The sequence below is a fragment of the Halobacillus andaensis genome, from assembly GCF_014636475.1.
GTDB classification, from domain to species: Bacteria; Bacillota; Bacilli; order Bacillales; family Halobacillaceae; genus Halobacillus_A; species Halobacillus_A andaensis.
In genome coordinates this window covers 741,067-755,500 of record NZ_BMEL01000001.1, presented here as the reverse complement: position 1 = coordinate 755,500, position 14,434 = coordinate 741,067, and the positions used below count along the sequence as shown (strand labels likewise).

Sequence of the window (14,434 nt, the reverse complement as noted above, 5' to 3'; positions counted from 1 at the left end):
GAGAACATGCAGCATTTATTATCGGTGAATGAATTAACTTCTTCTGATATTCAAGAATTATTCTTAAAGGCGAAACAAATCAAAGAAGGGGATGACCATTGGTGTGCGCCTCAAGCGTTTGCTGCCAACATCTTTTTGGAACCGAGCACACGAACTAAAAATAGTTTTTATATCGCAGAAAAGCGCTTAGGCATTGATGTGGTCGATGTAAACGGATCGGACTCCAGCTTAACAAAAGGGGAGTCGTTAAGAGACACATTGAAAACATTAGAATCCATCGGTGTACAGCTCGCTGTGCTGCGTCAGTCAGAACAAGGGATCCTTCAGGAACTTACAAAAGATCTTCGGTTGTCTATCATTAACGCAGGGGATGGCATTGGTGAACACCCGACACAAAGCTTGCTTGACTTGTTTACGATCTCTGAAGAATTCACTTCATTTGAAGGACTGCATGTGACCATCGCAGGAGACATCAAACACAGCCGAGTTGCAAGGTCTAATGCTTGTGCCTTGAAAAAACTTGGAGCTGAGGTGTCCTTCGTGGCTCCTGATGAATGGAAAGATCCAACGTTAGGCGACAATTACATATCCATGGATGAAGCAGTTGAAACGAGCGATGTTCTTATGCTTTTAAGAGTTCAGTGTGAACGTCACGAACAACCTGCTGCTTATGATGATTATTTATCTACCTTTGGCTTAACGGTAGAAAGGGAAAGGCGGATGAAAAAAGATAGTATCATTCTTCATCCAGCTCCCGTCAACCGTGGAGTGGAAATCGATTCATCGTTAGTGGAATGTCCAAGGTCACGGATCTTCCAGCAAATGACGAATGGAGTCGCCATTCGAATGGCCATAATTCAAACTTTATTACAGGAGGAATGCTAAATGTCGCTCATCATTAAAAATGCGAAACGAGTAGAAAACGGTGAATTTGTAAATTGTGAGGTTTTAATTAAAAAAGGTACGATCGAAAAGGTTGCTGAAACGGTAAATGAGACAGCTGACCAGACGATTGACGCAGAAGGGCAGCTACTTGCTCCTGGGTTAGTCGATGTGCACATCCACTTGCGAGAACCAGGAGGAGAAGCGAAGGAAACCATCGCTACAGGAACTCGCGCTGCAGCTAAAGGAGGATTCACGACGGTTTGTGCCATGCCAAACACGAGACCTGTACCTGATCATGAGGATAGTCTTAAAACGTTAAATAAGAAGATTGAGGAAGATGCAGTTGTTCGCGTGTTACCGTACGCCTCCATTACAACTCGTCAATTAGGTAAAGAAATGGTCGACTTTGAGTCTTTGAAAGAGGCTGGGGCGTTTGCTTTTACGGACGATGGAGTGGGAGTTCAAGAAGCAGGGATGATGTATGAAGCCATGCTGGAAGCTTCACGTCTAAATAAGACGGTAGTGGCCCACTGTGAAGACAATTCTCTCGTTAATAATGGTGTGGTTCATGAAGGAGATGTCAGCCGCAGACTTAACGTACCAGGTATACCAAACATAGCCGAATCCGTTCATATCGCCCGCGATGTTCTATTAGCTGAAGCGGCGAACTGTCACTATCATGTTTGTCACGTCTCGACAAAAGAATCTGTTCGTGTGATTCGTGATGCTAAAAAAGCAGGTATCCATGTTACAGCCGAAGTTACTCCCCATCATCTCCTCTTAAATGAAGAAGATGTGAAAGAGGACGATGCATTCTTTAAAATGAATCCGCCCCTTCGCTCGAAGGAAGATCAACAAGCGCTGATCGACGGTCTTCTCGATGGAACGCTCGATTGTATTGCAACAGACCATGCTCCGCATACCGAAGAAGAGAAGCAATCAGGATTAATCCATTCACCTTTTGGGATCACGGGTCTTGAAACAGCATTTCCGCTGCTTTATACACATTTCGTTGAAGGAAAAGGATGGAGCCTGGAAGGATTAGTGGATTGGCTCACAGTGAAACCGAGCCGCGTGTTCGATCTGCCATATGGAACATTAAACGAAGGAGCACCCGCTGATCTAACAGTGATTAACCTTACAGAAGAACGAACAATTAACCGGTTTGAATTTGTTTCAAAAGGAAAAAACACCCCATTTCATGAGCAAAAAGCTAAAGGATGGCCAGTGTTAACGATCGTAAATGGAGAAATTGTATGGGAGGAGAATATAAATGAAGCAGCTCGTACTTGAGGATGGCACAGTATTTATTGGGCAAGGGTTTGGCAGTGATCGTGAAAGTTTCGGAGAAGTCGTTTTTAATACTGGAATGACAGGATATCAAGAGGTGATCTCAGATCCTTCTTACTGTGGCCAAATTGTGACGTTCACCTATCCATTGGTAGGAAATTACGGCATTAACCGAGACGATTTTGAAACCGTAAATCCCGCCATCTTAGGTGTAGTGGTTAAAGAACATTGTGATCACCCTTCTAATTTTAGAAGTGAAGAAACGCTTGATCAGTTATTAAAAGCAAAAAGAATACCTGGAATCAGCGGAATCGATACGCGCAAATTAACAAAGATTATTCGACAGCACGGAACGATGAAGGCTGTTATTACATCAGCCGACCGACCGGTAGAACCGATTTTACAAATGATGAAAGATACGCCGTTACCTAAAGACCAGGTGAAGCAGGTTTCGACAGTTAAGCCTTACGTCGTTCCCGGGCGAGGAGATCGTATTGTACTCATAGACTTCGGTATGAAGCACGGCATCCTGCGGGAATTTACGAAACGTAACTGCCACGTCACTGTGGTTCCTTATCATACGACAGCCGACGAAATTTTGCGATTAAAACCAGACGGTGTCATGCTCTCTAATGGCCCAGGGGATCCAAAAGATGTACCAGAGGCCATTCAAACCATCCGTCTTTTAATGGGACAAGTACCGATCTTCGGAATTTGTTTAGGTCATCAGCTGATCGCTTTAGCAGGGGGAGCGGATACGAGCAAAATGAAATTTGGTCATCGAGGGGTCAATCAGCCGGTGAAGGACCTTCGTTCGAACCGAACTCGTATTACGTCTCAGAACCATGGATACGCGGTGGACTCGGTGTCTGTTCAATCCACAAAATTAAGACTTACTCAAGTATCTCTTAATGATGATACGGTTGAAGGATTAGAGCATTCTGTCTGCAACGTATTTAGTGTGCAATATCACCCTGAAAGCTCACCTGGACCGGACGACACAGCGTATTTATTTGATGAATTTTTAGAAAGAATTAAGCAGTGGAAGAAGAAAAATAAGGAGGCTCTTTATGTCTAAACGAACAGATATTCAACGTATACTAGTGATTGGATCAGGACCCATTGTGATTGGTCAGGCAGCAGAGTTTGATTACTCAGGGACTCAAGCCTGTCAAGCGCTTAAGGAAGAGGGGTATGAGGTAATCCTTGCCAACTCTAACCCTGCGACAATCATGACGGATCACACGTTTGCGGATAAAGTATATATGGAGCCTTTAACGCTGGAATTCTTAATGAAAATTGTGAGAAAAGAACGACCAGATGCCATCCTTCCTACACTTGGAGGACAGACGGGATTAAACTTAGCTGTCGAATTAAGTGAATCTGGCATTCTTGAACGTTATCAAGTAGATTTGCTGGGGACACCGCTTGACGCTATTCAAAGAGCAGAGGATCGAGAGAAATTCCGCTCATTGATGCACAAGATGGGTCAGCCTGTACCTGATAGCGAAATTGTAAATTCTGTTGAAGAAGCTGTACAGTTTGCTAATCGCATCGGTTATCCAGTGATCGTACGTCCAGCTTATACAATGGGTGGCGCTGGAGGAGGCATGTGTGATGATGAAGACCAGCTAAGGGAAATTGCACGAAGCGGCATATCATTATCACCTGTCCACCAATGCTTAATAGAAAAAAACATCGCAGGCTTTAAAGAAGTTGAATATGAAGTAATGAGAGACTCAAACGATCAGGCCATCGTCGTGTGTAATATGGAGAATTTTGATCCTGTTGGTATTCATACAGGCGATTCGATCGTATTCGCTCCTTCACAAACGTTAAGTGATCGAGAATACCAAATGCTTCGAAATGCTTCACTCGAAATCATTAGGGCTTTAGAAATTGAAGGGGGCTGTAACGTTCAACTGGCTCTTGACCCTCACAGCTTTCAGTATTATGTCATTGAAGTAAACCCACGGGTGAGCCGTTCTTCCGCCTTAGCTTCAAAAGCGACCGGCTACCCAATTGCTAAGATGGCTGCAAAAATTGCTGTCGGTATGACGTTAGATGAAATTCGTAATCCAATTACTGGAACAACATACGCTTGTTTTGAACCGGCATTAGACTACGTAGTCGCAAAAATTCCTCGCTGGCCTTTTGATAAATTTGCAAAAGGAAATCGTAAGCTAGGGACACAGATGAAAGCAACGGGGGAAGTCATGTCGATCGGCCGTTCGATCGAAGAAGCTTTACTCAAAGGAGTGCGCTCGTTAGAAGGCGAAAACGATGATTTGTACGTAAAATCAATTGAAGATCTTTCTGTAGATGAATTAGTGAAACGCATGAAAAAAGCAGATGACGAACGAATATTTATTCTAGCAGAAGCTCTAAGAAAAGAGGTTTCAATCGAAGAGATTCATGAAGCAACAGGCATCGATTATTTCTTCCTGACGAAACTGCAGAATATTATTCGACTTGAACACCTGATTCAAGATAAGGGATGGAATAAAGCTGCGATTAAAGAGGCAAAACAGAAAGGCCTTTCAGATTCTCAAATTGCTAGAGTACTAGAAGCAAGTGAAATTGAAGTTATGAACTTCAGGCAGGATCATGACATTCACCCGGTTTATAAAATGGTCGACACGTGTGCGGGGGAATTTGTATCTGAAACACCGTACTTTTACAGTACCTACGAAGAAGAAAATGAATCGGTTGTCTCCCCTAAGAAAAAAGTGCTTGTTATCGGGTCCGGCCCGATTCGAATTGGACAGGGAGTGGAATTTGACTATGCTACCGTTCACTCTGTCCTGGCACTTAAAGAACTCGGTTATGAAGCCATTATTATGAATAACAATCCTGAAACAGTATCAACTGACTTTAGTGTCTCTGACAAGCTATATTTTGAACCTCTCACGCTCGAGGATGTGATGCATGTCATCGATATAGAGCAGCCTGAAGGGGTGATCGTTCAGTTTGGTGGTCAAACAGCGATTAACCTCGTGGAAGGACTTGATCGCCGCGGTGTTTCCATCTTAGGGACAACAATGGATGCGATTAATCAAACAGAAGACCGTGATTTATTCGAACAGCTGCTGAATAAACTGGATATTGCTAAACCAGGTGGCGAGAGCGTGACAAGTGAAGCAGAAGCCATTCAAGCAGCGCGTGAAATTGGGTATCCAGTTGTCGTTAGACCTTCCTATGTACTAGGAGGCCGGGCAATGGAAATTGTTTATTCTGAGGAAGAGTTGAACGTATATATGGAAGAAAACGTCCGTGTGCACAACGGTCATCCAATTTTAATCGATAAATATTTAACGGGGATGGAAATTGAAGTAGATGCTATTACCGACGGAGAAGACGTGCTCATTCCCGGCATAATGGAACATATTGAGAGAGCGGGCGTCCACTCTGGTGACTCGATGGCTGTTTATCCAACCCAACGGTTAAAAGAAGAACTCGAGCAGCAATGTGTAGATGCTACAGTGAAGATTGCACGTGAGCTGAATATGAAAGGGTTAATCAACATTCAGTTCGTCATATTAAATGATACGGCGTATGTTTTGGAAGTTAATCCACGAGCCAGCCGTACGGTGCCGTTTTTAAGTAAAATTACTGGAATTACGATGGCTCAGCTTGCGACAAAAGTTATCTTAGGAGAAACATTAAAAGGATTAGGCTACTCTTCCGGTACTGCTCAAAAACCAGACGGAGTTTATGTCAAAGTTCCTGTATTCTCTTTTGAGAAGCTGAGAAGTGTAGATACGACCTTAGGACCTGAAATGAAATCAACAGGTGAAGTGATTGGTTATGATCAAAGCTTAGAAAAAGCTTTATACAAAGGAATGACGGCTGCTGGGTTGAAAATCCCAACAGAAGGCTCTGTCCTTCTAACCGTAGCGGACAAAGATAAAGCAGAGATGCTGGAAATCGCCAAAACATTTCACCAGCTAGGCTTTCAGTTAATTGCAACAAAAGGAACGGCTCAAGCCATTGAAGAAAAAGGATTACCAGTCGAAGCGGTCGGTAAACTAGGAGCGGAGCAGAGAGACATTATCGATTTGATTCGCAACGATGAAGTCCAATTTGTTGTGAATACCTTAAATAAAGGACGCCGATCAAGATCTGATGGCTTCTTAATTCGAAGAGAGGCTGTGGAGCATGGAATTGCTTGTTTAACAAGTCTAGATACAGCTAAGACCATAGTAGAAGTCATTGATGCGATGACATTTACAGCCCGCACCATTGATAAGAAAGAAGCGGTGTTTGTGTAATGATTAGAGAATGGATGAAGGTTGTGAACCATCAGCAAATTGCTTTTCAAACGTATTTGTTAGAACTGCAAGGGGAGATCTCTACTTTAGTCGAACGTCCAGGACAATTTGTTCATGTGCAAGTGAGTGACCAATTTTTCTTGCGTCGGCCGGTCTCCATTGCTGATGTAAGCCCGGTAAAGGGTACGATTACACTTTTATATAAAGTAATGGGAGAAGGAACGGAAGCTTTAACAAAAAAAGCAGTCGGTGATAAGGTTGATATCGTTGGACCTGGTGGAAATGGGTTCCCCGTAGAGCAGGAGAAAGGGGAAGAAGCTCTTCTGATTGGCGGCGGCATTGGAATCCCCCCTTTATATTATTTAGGTAAACAACTCGTTGCGAACGGGATCAACGTGAAAAGCGTGTTAGGTTATCGTTCAAAGGCCGAGCTTTTCTATGTGGAAGAATTTAATGCCTTAGGCGAAGTCCAAATTACAACCAATGACGGGAGTGTAGGAGAGAAAGGTTTTGTAACCGATGCTCTCCCTCACTTGGAGTCTATCGATGCATATTACACTTGCGGTCCATCGATTATGTTAAAAAACGTAAAAGAAAAGCTGGACGGCGTGCCAGGGTATATTTCCATAGAGGAGAGAATGGGATGTGGCATTGGGGCTTGCTTTGCGTGTGTTCTAGAAACCTCTGAATCTTGTGATAAAGGATATGTAAGAGTATGCAGCGATGGGCCAGTGTTTCGGCCAGGGGAGGTTATTCTATGACAGAGATCAGCGTGCGACTACCAGGACTTGATTTGAAAAATCCAGTGATGCCGGCTTCCGGCTGCTTCGGTTTTGGGAAAGAATTCTCCCAGTTTTATGACCTCTCTGAACTTGGGGCCATTATTATAAAAGCGGCAACAGGGGCGAAGAGGTTCGGCAATCAAACACCCCGCGTTGCTGAAACGGCCAGCGGTATGTTAAACGCTATTGGCTTACAGAACCCAGGAGTGGATGGAATCATTGAGCATGAACTTCCATTTTTACATCCGTATAACACTCCTATTATTGCAAATGTTGCAGGGAGTACGCTGGAGGAATATGCGGAAGTAGCTAATAAATTGTCCAACGGGTCTGTGCAAGCTCTCGAACTCAACATTTCATGTCCTAATGTCAAAGAGGGAGGCGTGCAATTTGGCACGGATCCGGAATTGGCTTATGAGGTCACTCAAGAAGTAAAGAAGCAGACGGATCTCCCTGTCTATGTTAAATTGTCTCCTAACGTTACGGATATTGTTTCCCTTGCTAAAGCAGTGGAGCAAGCTGGAGCTGATGGACTATCAATGATTAATACGCTAACCGGAATGAGAATCGATCCACGTTCAAGAAAACCGATTATCGCCAATCAAACAGGCGGGTTGTCAGGTCCGGCGATTAAACCGATAGCGATCCGAATGATTCACCAAGTATACAAAGAAGTAAATATTCCGATTATCGGAATGGGCGGCATTGAAACAGCGGATGATATCATTGAATATTTATTGGCAGGCGCCAATGCAGTGGCGATTGGAAGTGCCAACTTTAAAAACCCAAATATTTGTAAAGAATTGATTGAACAATTACCTGATGCCTTAGAGAAATATGGCTTTACATCCGTTCAAGAAGCGGTGGGAGGTGCTCACGATTAAATCTGTAGATTCTTTATATGTAGCCCTTGATTTTGAAAACAAACGTCAAGCCCTCGATTTTTTAGAAAGCAATGGGTTGTATGGGATTCCAGTCAAAGTGGGAATGGAGCTTTTTTATAAAGAAGGACCAAGTGTCGTTCATGAATTAAAGAAGAGAGGACATTCGATCTTTCTTGATCTGAAGCTGCATGATATTCCTCAAACGGTAAGAAAAGCGATGAAAAACCTTGCCTCTCTCGATGTAGACGTTGTTAATGTTCATGCTTCGGGGGGCGGTGAAATGATCGCAGCCGCCCGAGAAGGTTTGGAAGAGGGTAGTGAAACGAGCAGCCGACCTGTGCTGTTGGCCGTTACGCAGCTTACCTCTACGAATCAAGCGATGCTGACTGAAGAATTGCTTATTTCTCATAAATTAGAGGATTGCGTCAGCCATTTAGCTCAGCTAAGCCAGGAAAATGGAGCGGACGGTGTCGTTTGTTCGGTGAAAGAAATTAAACAGATTAAACGAAGGTGCGGCGAACGTTTTATCACCGTTACCCCAGGCATTAGGCGCATAGAAGAAAGTCATCAAGATCAAAAACGGGTAGCTTCTCCTTTTGAGGCAGGTAAGGACGGAACAGATGCGATTGTCGTAGGCAGGAGTATTACGCAATCAAAAGATCCAGTATCTACATATCAACAAATTAAGGAGGAATTCAAGCATGGCAAACACTAGTATTTCAGCGTTACTGTTGCAAATAGGGGCTGTCCAAGTAAATCCCAAGGAGCTTTTCACTTGGACGTCTGGCTTAAAATCACCGATTTATTGCGATAATCGTATGACGATGTCGCACCCTGATGTTAGAAAACAAATCATTGATAAAATGGTGGATCATATTCAACAGCTTCCCAAACGAGTGGATATGATTGCTGGATGTGCCACTGCAGGTATTCCTCATGCTGCCTGGGTTGCTGACCGCTTAAACCTACCGATGGTCTATGTACGGAGTGAAGCTAAGAAACATGGAAAAGGCAATCAAATTGAAGGTGACTTAACACAGGGCGAAAATGTGGTTGTCATTGAGGATTTGATCTCTACCGGTAAATCTTCGATTGCTTCAAGTGATGCTTTACGTGAAAGCGGAAAACACGTAATTGAAGTGTTATCCATATTTAGCTATAATCTAACAGCTGCAAATAAAGCCTTCGAAGAGAAAGATTATGCGTACGATTCATTAGCTGATTATAATGAACTGATTACATTAATGAAAGATAAGAATGAATTAACAGAAGAAGATTATCGTAAACTAAAAGAGTGGAGCAAACAGCCCGATATGTTTACGAAATCTTAATCTTTCTCTATGAGAAGGCTGTTTTAAAATGTTGGTGCTGGTATTGTTCTAACAGGATGACACGGTTGCATGATTTTTGTGTGGGGAAAGGGGCGCAAGAAAAAAGAGTCGTTTCCCTAACCCTTGAAAACAACACTGAATTTTAACAAAGTTCTATGAAAAATGAATTTGCTCAATCATAGGTTTATTAGTACGATAGAAGTATTAATAAACCGTGGTGATGCAAATGAAATCGAGAAAGCATTCCTTTTTTATAGTGACGAATGCTGCATTAGGGTTAGTTACTTGTATGGTGTATTTATATGTATGGATATCATTAACCTTTATGGAACCCATGTGGTCGTGGCAGCCGCTGCTTGGATGCACCATCTGTTTTCTGTTTTTTATTTTATGGAACAAGTGGCTGTTAAAAAGAGAGCGATCTAGATATTGGGCGCAGGCATTCTTCTCTTATCTAACCGCTATTATTGTTTTTATTTATTTTTTGAGCAGATAAATTACCTGTCATTGTAAACATTTCTTGCATGAGGATGAGAAAAGGGTTTTAGGAAACTACTCCCTTTCCATGGGCGAATGGTGTGCCTCCTCGGGCTTAACAGCCCTGCGGGGTCACACCTTATTCGTTTCTCCCATAGGAGTCTCGTCGTTTCCTAAAACCCTTTTACGATAATTGATCACTCATTATAAATACAGAGAAGCCAAGCCCTTATGACATTAGCAGGCTAATTATTCTAGGATGGTTCATAAAGCCTGTTTTGATAAGAGGAACGGAAAAAGAGCGGAATACTGTGGGATGAGGAGACTTTCCGTCTTGTCCCGCGGAAAGCAGCGCTTTTTCTGTTCCTTTTTTTTAGACCATAAACGAGGTCCAAGTGATATCTTGTCTACACCCAGTCAAGCTTTTTCGACAGCCTGAATCCACTATGGCACATAGTGGATTTTTCAGCTTCGAGAAAACTCTGTTTACGCGTCTGAAACTATCTTATTTTAAATAGAAGAACAGCTCTCATTCATCATTTGATCAAAAGAAAAAATCGGGCCTATTTTTTCAGCCGTAATACTTCCTCTGCATCTGGCGTTACATAAACCGTGTGCTGATCATCATACGTGACATATCCCGGCTTAGCTCCTGATGGCTTTTTCACGTTTTTAATTTCGGTGTAGTCAACAGGGACAGAAGAAGACTGACTATATTTGCTATAGTAAGCAGCTAGCCTTGCCGCTTCAAATAAAGTTTCTTCTGAAGGGTTAGGATCTTTTATGACCACATGAGAACCTGGAATATCCTTTGCGTGCAGCCAAATGTCTGTTTTATGGGCGAGTCTATTTGTTAAATATTCATTTTGCTTATTGTTTCTACCCACAAAAATGTGAGTTCCGTCACTGGATTGAAACGCTTCAGGAGACGGCTTAGCTGGCTTTTTTTTGGCTTTTTTTGTCGAAGTTTTTTTCTTTAGATAACCTTGTTCTCTAAGTTCTTCCCGAATGTCTTCAATATCTTCTTCACGCGCTGACTCTACCTGTTGGATCAGACGATCGAAATATTCAATTTCACGTTCAGCTTTTTTAATTTCGGTTTGAACAACTTGTTTCGATTTTTTTAACTTTTGATACGTTCGAAAATAGTTTTGTGCGTTTTCACTTGGTGACTTCATTGGATTCAAATCGATCGTTAACTCTGATTGTTCGGGGTCATAATAATCGACGACTGTTACGGATGAATCGCCTGTTTGAACTAAGTGCATATGGGCGGTTAACAATTCTCCCATTTTCTGATAATCGTTAGCTGCTTCTGACTTCTTCATCGTTACCTGATGTTTCTTTATTTTACGTTTGTTTTTATCTCTTTCGTTTTTTAAGAAGCGATGAAGGTCGCCAGCTTGCTGCTTCACTCGATCACGTTCAGCTTTTCCAGAATAAAATCGATCCAGCATTTCGCTTACGGTTGAAAAAGTTTTTACTGACTGCCCCGTATGCTCGAGCGGCAGCACGTAAAATTGTTCTCGATCACCAGTAAATAAGGTTGGCGTATATCGGTGATGAATAAGATCTTGACGAATATTTTCATAGCTTTCCTTATAGTCTTCCGTTGATCCTAATTTGGCTTGATGAACGATCTCTTTTGTAATCGATGGAGAGAAGCCCATCACTTTATTTAATATTTGTTGATCCAATTTTCCTGAATTAAAGTCCAGTTTTCGCATTAAATCTTCCCCTGATAGTGTCACAGGGTTGTGTTTTTCTTGAGATGGAGGGAGTTTATAGGGCTGACCCGGCATCACTGTCCGGTGACGGTTTTGTGAAGGGGACAAGTGCTTAATGCTGTCTAAAATGTGCCCTTGTTCACGGTCAACGAGTAAAATATTTGAATGTTTCCCCATGATCTCAACAATTAATGTTTTGATTGTCTCGTCACCAATTTCGTTGCGTGATTTAATATGAAATTTAACAATTCGCTCCATTTCGATTTGTTCAATACTCTCAATAAATCCTCCTACGAGATGCTTACGAAGCAGCATACAAAGCATAGGAGGCTCTTTAGGGTTTTGATATTGGTCATTCGTTAAATGGAAACGAGCATAGCTTGGATGTGCTGAAAGTAATAACGTATATTTTGAACCATTGCTTCTAATAGTGAATACAAGTTCTGTTTCGGTCGGCTGATAAATTTTTACAATTCTTCCCGATTGAATACGTTCATGAAGTTCATGAGTCATCGCTCGGGTTACAACTCCATCAAATGGCATGATCCTCACCTCTCTAGTCTTGTCAGTATAGCAATGATTCGCTTCATTGTGAATATTTTTGGTAAACTAAACATGTATGAAACTATTGGTTATTGGACGTGATGAAAGTTGATTAGAAGTATGACGGGTTATGGCAGACAGTCGCTGCAATGGGAAAAGGTAAAAGGCACGGTAGAAATACGAAGTGTCAATCATCGTTTTTTTGATTTTTCGCCAAAAGTGCCCCGTTCGATTTTATTTATGGAGGACGCTTTAAAGAAGAAGGTAGGTGAATCAATTAAGCGGGGACATATTGATTTATTTCTTACATTAGAAGGGGAAGGCCTTACCACTCACCAACTGCAGGTGGACGAAGATCTTGTGCGTCAATATAAAGAACAACTTCAAATTTTAAAGAACAAGTATGAGTTGACGGGTGAAATCACTATTGATATGGTAACTAAGTTAGACCATGTATTTACGATTTCAGAAACAACCGAGTATGATCAATCCTTAACATCCTCCATCGAAAAATCAGTTGACGATGCCTTAGCGGACCTCGTAACGATGCGGGAGAGTGAAGGAGGGAAGCTTAAAGCAGATCTTCTCATTCGTCTTTGTTCCTTGAAAGAGATCGTGAGTGAAATCGAGCTTCGTCGAGAGGTTGTTATTAGAGAATACAAAGAAAAAATTAGAAAAAGAATAGAAGAATACACAAAAAGCGCTTTTACTGAAGATGATCACAGAGTTAGGCAAGAGGTCGCTCTTCTGGCTGAAAAAGGTGACATTACGGAAGAAGTGACGCGAATTTATTCCCATATTGATCAATTTCAAAAGACATTGCAAGAAGGCGGCGTCGTTGGACGCACACTTGATTTCATCGTACAGGAATTCCACCGTGAAATTAATACGATCGGCTCGAAATCAAATGATTCCAAGCTATCTAATCAGGTCGTTAAAATGAAGAGTGAAATAGAAAAAATGAAAGAACAAATACAAAATATTGAATAACAATTGAGATTCCTACAAGATTTTTCATATAATAGTAATAGATTCGTGTCTTAGAAGGAGGAAGTTTTGTTGAGTTTAAGGTTAATTAACATCGGTTTTGGCAATGTTGTATCTGCCAATCGTATAATATCCATTGTTTCACCAGAATCTGCACCTATTAAACGTATTATTACCGTTGCAAGAGATAATAATAAATTAGTAGATGCTACATACGGCCGTAGAACACGTGCCGTTATTATTACAGATAGCGACCATGTGGTATTATCGGCTGTACAGCCTGAAACGGTTGGACAGCGCGTATTAAGCAATGATGAAATATCAGATGATAACTAGGAGGATCCATTCGTGATAAAGGAAAAAGGCATTTTATTTATTTTATCTGGACCCTCTGGTGTAGGTAAAGGAACCGTAAGAAAAGCTTTATTTGATCAATCCACTGATTTAAGGTACTCCATCTCAATGACAACTCGTGCACCTCGTGAAGGAGAAGTGGATGGTATTGATTACTTCTTCAAGTCGAGAGACGAATTCGAGCAGCTCATTAGTGAAGGCCAGTTAATTGAGCATGCTGAATACGTAGGGAACTATTATGGTACTCCGCGTCAGTATGTAGAACAAACCTTAGAAGAAGGAAAAGATGTTTTTCTAGAAATTGAAGTCCAAGGGGCTCTAAAAGTAAGAGAAAACTTCCCACAAGGTGTGTTCGTATTTCTCATCCCTCCTTCCCTAGAAGAACTAAAAGATCGAATCGTAAGCCGAGGTACGGAGACGGAAGAAAAAGTGAAAAATCGTTTACTTGCAGCCAAAGAGGAAATAGACATGATGGATGCTTACGATTATGTCGTCGTTAACGACAAAGTTGAATCCGCCGTTAATAAAGTGAAGGCTATCGTAGCAAGCGAACATTGTAAGCGTGAACGTGTTTCTCATCAATACAAAAAAGCATTGGAGGCAGATCAATCATGATGTTAGAACCATCTATTGATTCATTGCAAAAACAAATCAAGTCAAAGTACACTCTTGTTACCCTTTCAGCTAGAAGAGCTCGTGAATTAAAGCAGGGCAGTGCACCGATGGTAGAAAACCCAACGTCCAGTCAACAAGTTGGAGTGGCCCTTGAAGAGATCGATTGCGGGAAACTAACTTATTCTCATGCTGAAAATATCCAGGAGAGAACGGAAACTACGTAAACCGTTATTATAGATTCATCAAAGCCGCGCTAACTTAGTTGATAAGGCGCGGCTTTTCGTTATT

The 14,434-nt window shown here is 41.8% G+C and carries 14 protein-coding genes; 13 read left to right on the top strand and 1 reads right to left on the bottom strand.

The window, feature by feature from the left end; genetic code table 11:
* Nucleotides 1-6: 6 nt before the first annotated feature.
* From IEV27_RS03910 to IEV27_RS03870, 9 genes are all read left to right on the top strand, one after another.
* Nucleotides 7-885, top strand: a complete 879-nt coding sequence (locus IEV27_RS03910; protein ID WP_188376140.1) for an aspartate carbamoyltransferase catalytic subunit — start codon at nt 7-9, stop codon at nt 883-885.
* Nucleotides 886-2,178 (top strand): dihydroorotase, encoded by a 1,293-nt coding sequence (pyrC, locus tag IEV27_RS03905; RefSeq protein ID WP_188376139.1) that lies wholly within the window; start codon nt 886-888, stop codon nt 2,176-2,178.
* Complete coding sequence (locus IEV27_RS03900; RefSeq protein ID WP_188376138.1) at nt 2,159-3,253, top strand: carbamoyl phosphate synthase small subunit; 1,095 nt, start codon at nt 2,159-2,161, stop codon at nt 3,251-3,253. The genes pyrC and IEV27_RS03900 overlap by 20 nt, the downstream gene beginning before the upstream one ends.
* Nucleotides 3,246-6,446 carry a carbamoyl-phosphate synthase large subunit gene (gene carB / locus IEV27_RS03895; protein ID WP_188376137.1) on the top strand — a complete coding sequence of 1,067 codons (3,201 nt, stop codon included), beginning with the start codon at nt 3,246-3,248 and terminating at the stop codon, nt 6,444-6,446. Before IEV27_RS03900 ends, carB begins: the two co-directional genes overlap by 8 nt.
* Complete coding sequence (locus IEV27_RS03890) at nt 6,446-7,207, top strand: dihydroorotate dehydrogenase electron transfer subunit (RefSeq protein WP_188376136.1); 762 nt, start codon at nt 6,446-6,448, stop codon at nt 7,205-7,207. Before carB ends, IEV27_RS03890 begins: the two co-directional genes overlap by 1 nt.
* Nucleotides 7,204-8,112: a dihydroorotate dehydrogenase gene (locus IEV27_RS03885; RefSeq protein WP_188376135.1), complete on the top strand. Its 909-nt coding sequence runs from the start codon at nt 7,204-7,206 to the stop codon at nt 8,110-8,112. Before IEV27_RS03890 ends, IEV27_RS03885 begins: the two co-directional genes overlap by 4 nt.
* The gene (pyrF, locus tag IEV27_RS03880) at nt 8,099-8,827 is read left to right on the top strand and encodes an orotidine-5'-phosphate decarboxylase (RefSeq protein ID WP_308808301.1); all 729 of its coding nucleotides are present in this window, start codon (nt 8,099-8,101) and stop codon (nt 8,825-8,827) included. Before IEV27_RS03885 ends, pyrF begins: the two co-directional genes overlap by 14 nt.
* A complete protein-coding gene (pyrE, locus tag IEV27_RS03875) occupies nt 8,814-9,443 on the top strand; it encodes an orotate phosphoribosyltransferase (RefSeq protein WP_188376133.1) in 630 nt (209 codons plus the stop codon). Before pyrF ends, pyrE begins: the two co-directional genes overlap by 14 nt.
* A 168-nt stretch (nt 9,444-9,611) precedes the next feature.
* Nucleotides 9,612-9,869 carry a hypothetical protein gene (locus IEV27_RS03870; protein ID WP_188376132.1) on the top strand — a complete coding sequence of 86 codons (258 nt, stop codon included), beginning with the start codon at nt 9,612-9,614 and terminating at the stop codon, nt 9,867-9,869.
* A gap of 614 nt (nt 9,870-10,483) precedes the next feature.
* On the opposite strand, the gene IEV27_RS03865 is transcribed toward IEV27_RS03870, so the two are convergent.
* Nucleotides 10,484-12,190, bottom strand: a complete 1,707-nt coding sequence (locus tag IEV27_RS03865; protein ID WP_188376131.1) for an Rqc2 family fibronectin-binding protein — start codon at nt 12,188-12,190, stop codon at nt 10,484-10,486.
* Nucleotides 12,191-12,298: 108 nt separating this feature from the next.
* On the opposite strand from IEV27_RS03865, the gene IEV27_RS03860 reads away from it, so the two are divergent.
* From IEV27_RS03860 to rpoZ, 4 genes are all read left to right on the top strand, one after another.
* Nucleotides 12,299-13,180 (top strand): YicC/YloC family endoribonuclease, encoded by an 882-nt coding sequence (locus tag IEV27_RS03860; protein WP_188376130.1) that lies wholly within the window; start codon nt 12,299-12,301, stop codon nt 13,178-13,180.
* Between the two features lie 69 nt (nt 13,181-13,249).
* Nucleotides 13,250-13,513, top strand: coding sequence for an extracellular matrix/biofilm regulator RemA (remA, locus tag IEV27_RS03855; protein ID WP_188376129.1), 264 nt, complete (start codon nt 13,250-13,252; stop codon nt 13,511-13,513).
* Between the two features lie 12 nt (nt 13,514-13,525).
* Nucleotides 13,526-14,146: a guanylate kinase gene (gene gmk / locus IEV27_RS03850; protein ID WP_188376128.1), complete on the top strand. Its 621-nt coding sequence runs from the start codon at nt 13,526-13,528 to the stop codon at nt 14,144-14,146.
* Complete coding sequence (rpoZ, locus tag IEV27_RS03845; protein WP_188376127.1) at nt 14,143-14,370, top strand: DNA-directed RNA polymerase subunit omega; 228 nt, start codon at nt 14,143-14,145, stop codon at nt 14,368-14,370. The genes gmk and rpoZ overlap by 4 nt, the downstream gene beginning before the upstream one ends.
* The last annotated feature ends 64 nt before the right edge of the window (nt 14,371-14,434 follow it).

Bases quoted from the DNA above. Each gene is read 5' to 3' on its own strand.
- IEV27_RS03910 (WP_188376140.1), top strand. From the start codon at position 7: ATGCAGCATTTATTATCGGTGAATGAATTAACTTCTTCTGATATTCAA.
- pyrC (WP_188376139.1), top strand. From the start codon at position 886: ATGTCGCTCATCATTAAAAATGCGAAACGAGTAGAAAACGGTGAATTT.
- IEV27_RS03900 (WP_188376138.1), top strand. From the start codon at position 2,159: ATGAAGCAGCTCGTACTTGAGGATGGCACAGTATTTATTGGGCAAGGG.
- carB (WP_188376137.1), top strand. From the start codon at position 3,246: ATGTCTAAACGAACAGATATTCAACGTATACTAGTGATTGGATCAGGA.
- IEV27_RS03890 (WP_188376136.1), top strand. From the start codon at position 6,446: ATGATTAGAGAATGGATGAAGGTTGTGAACCATCAGCAAATTGCTTTT.
- IEV27_RS03885 (WP_188376135.1), top strand. From the start codon at position 7,204: ATGACAGAGATCAGCGTGCGACTACCAGGACTTGATTTGAAAAATCCA.
- pyrE (WP_188376133.1), top strand. From the start codon at position 8,814: ATGGCAAACACTAGTATTTCAGCGTTACTGTTGCAAATAGGGGCTGTC.
- IEV27_RS03865 (WP_188376131.1), bottom strand. From the start codon at position 12,190: ATGCCATTTGATGGAGTTGTAACCCGAGCGATGACTCATGAACTTCAT.
- rpoZ (WP_188376127.1), top strand. From the start codon at position 14,143: ATGATGTTAGAACCATCTATTGATTCATTGCAAAAACAAATCAAGTCA.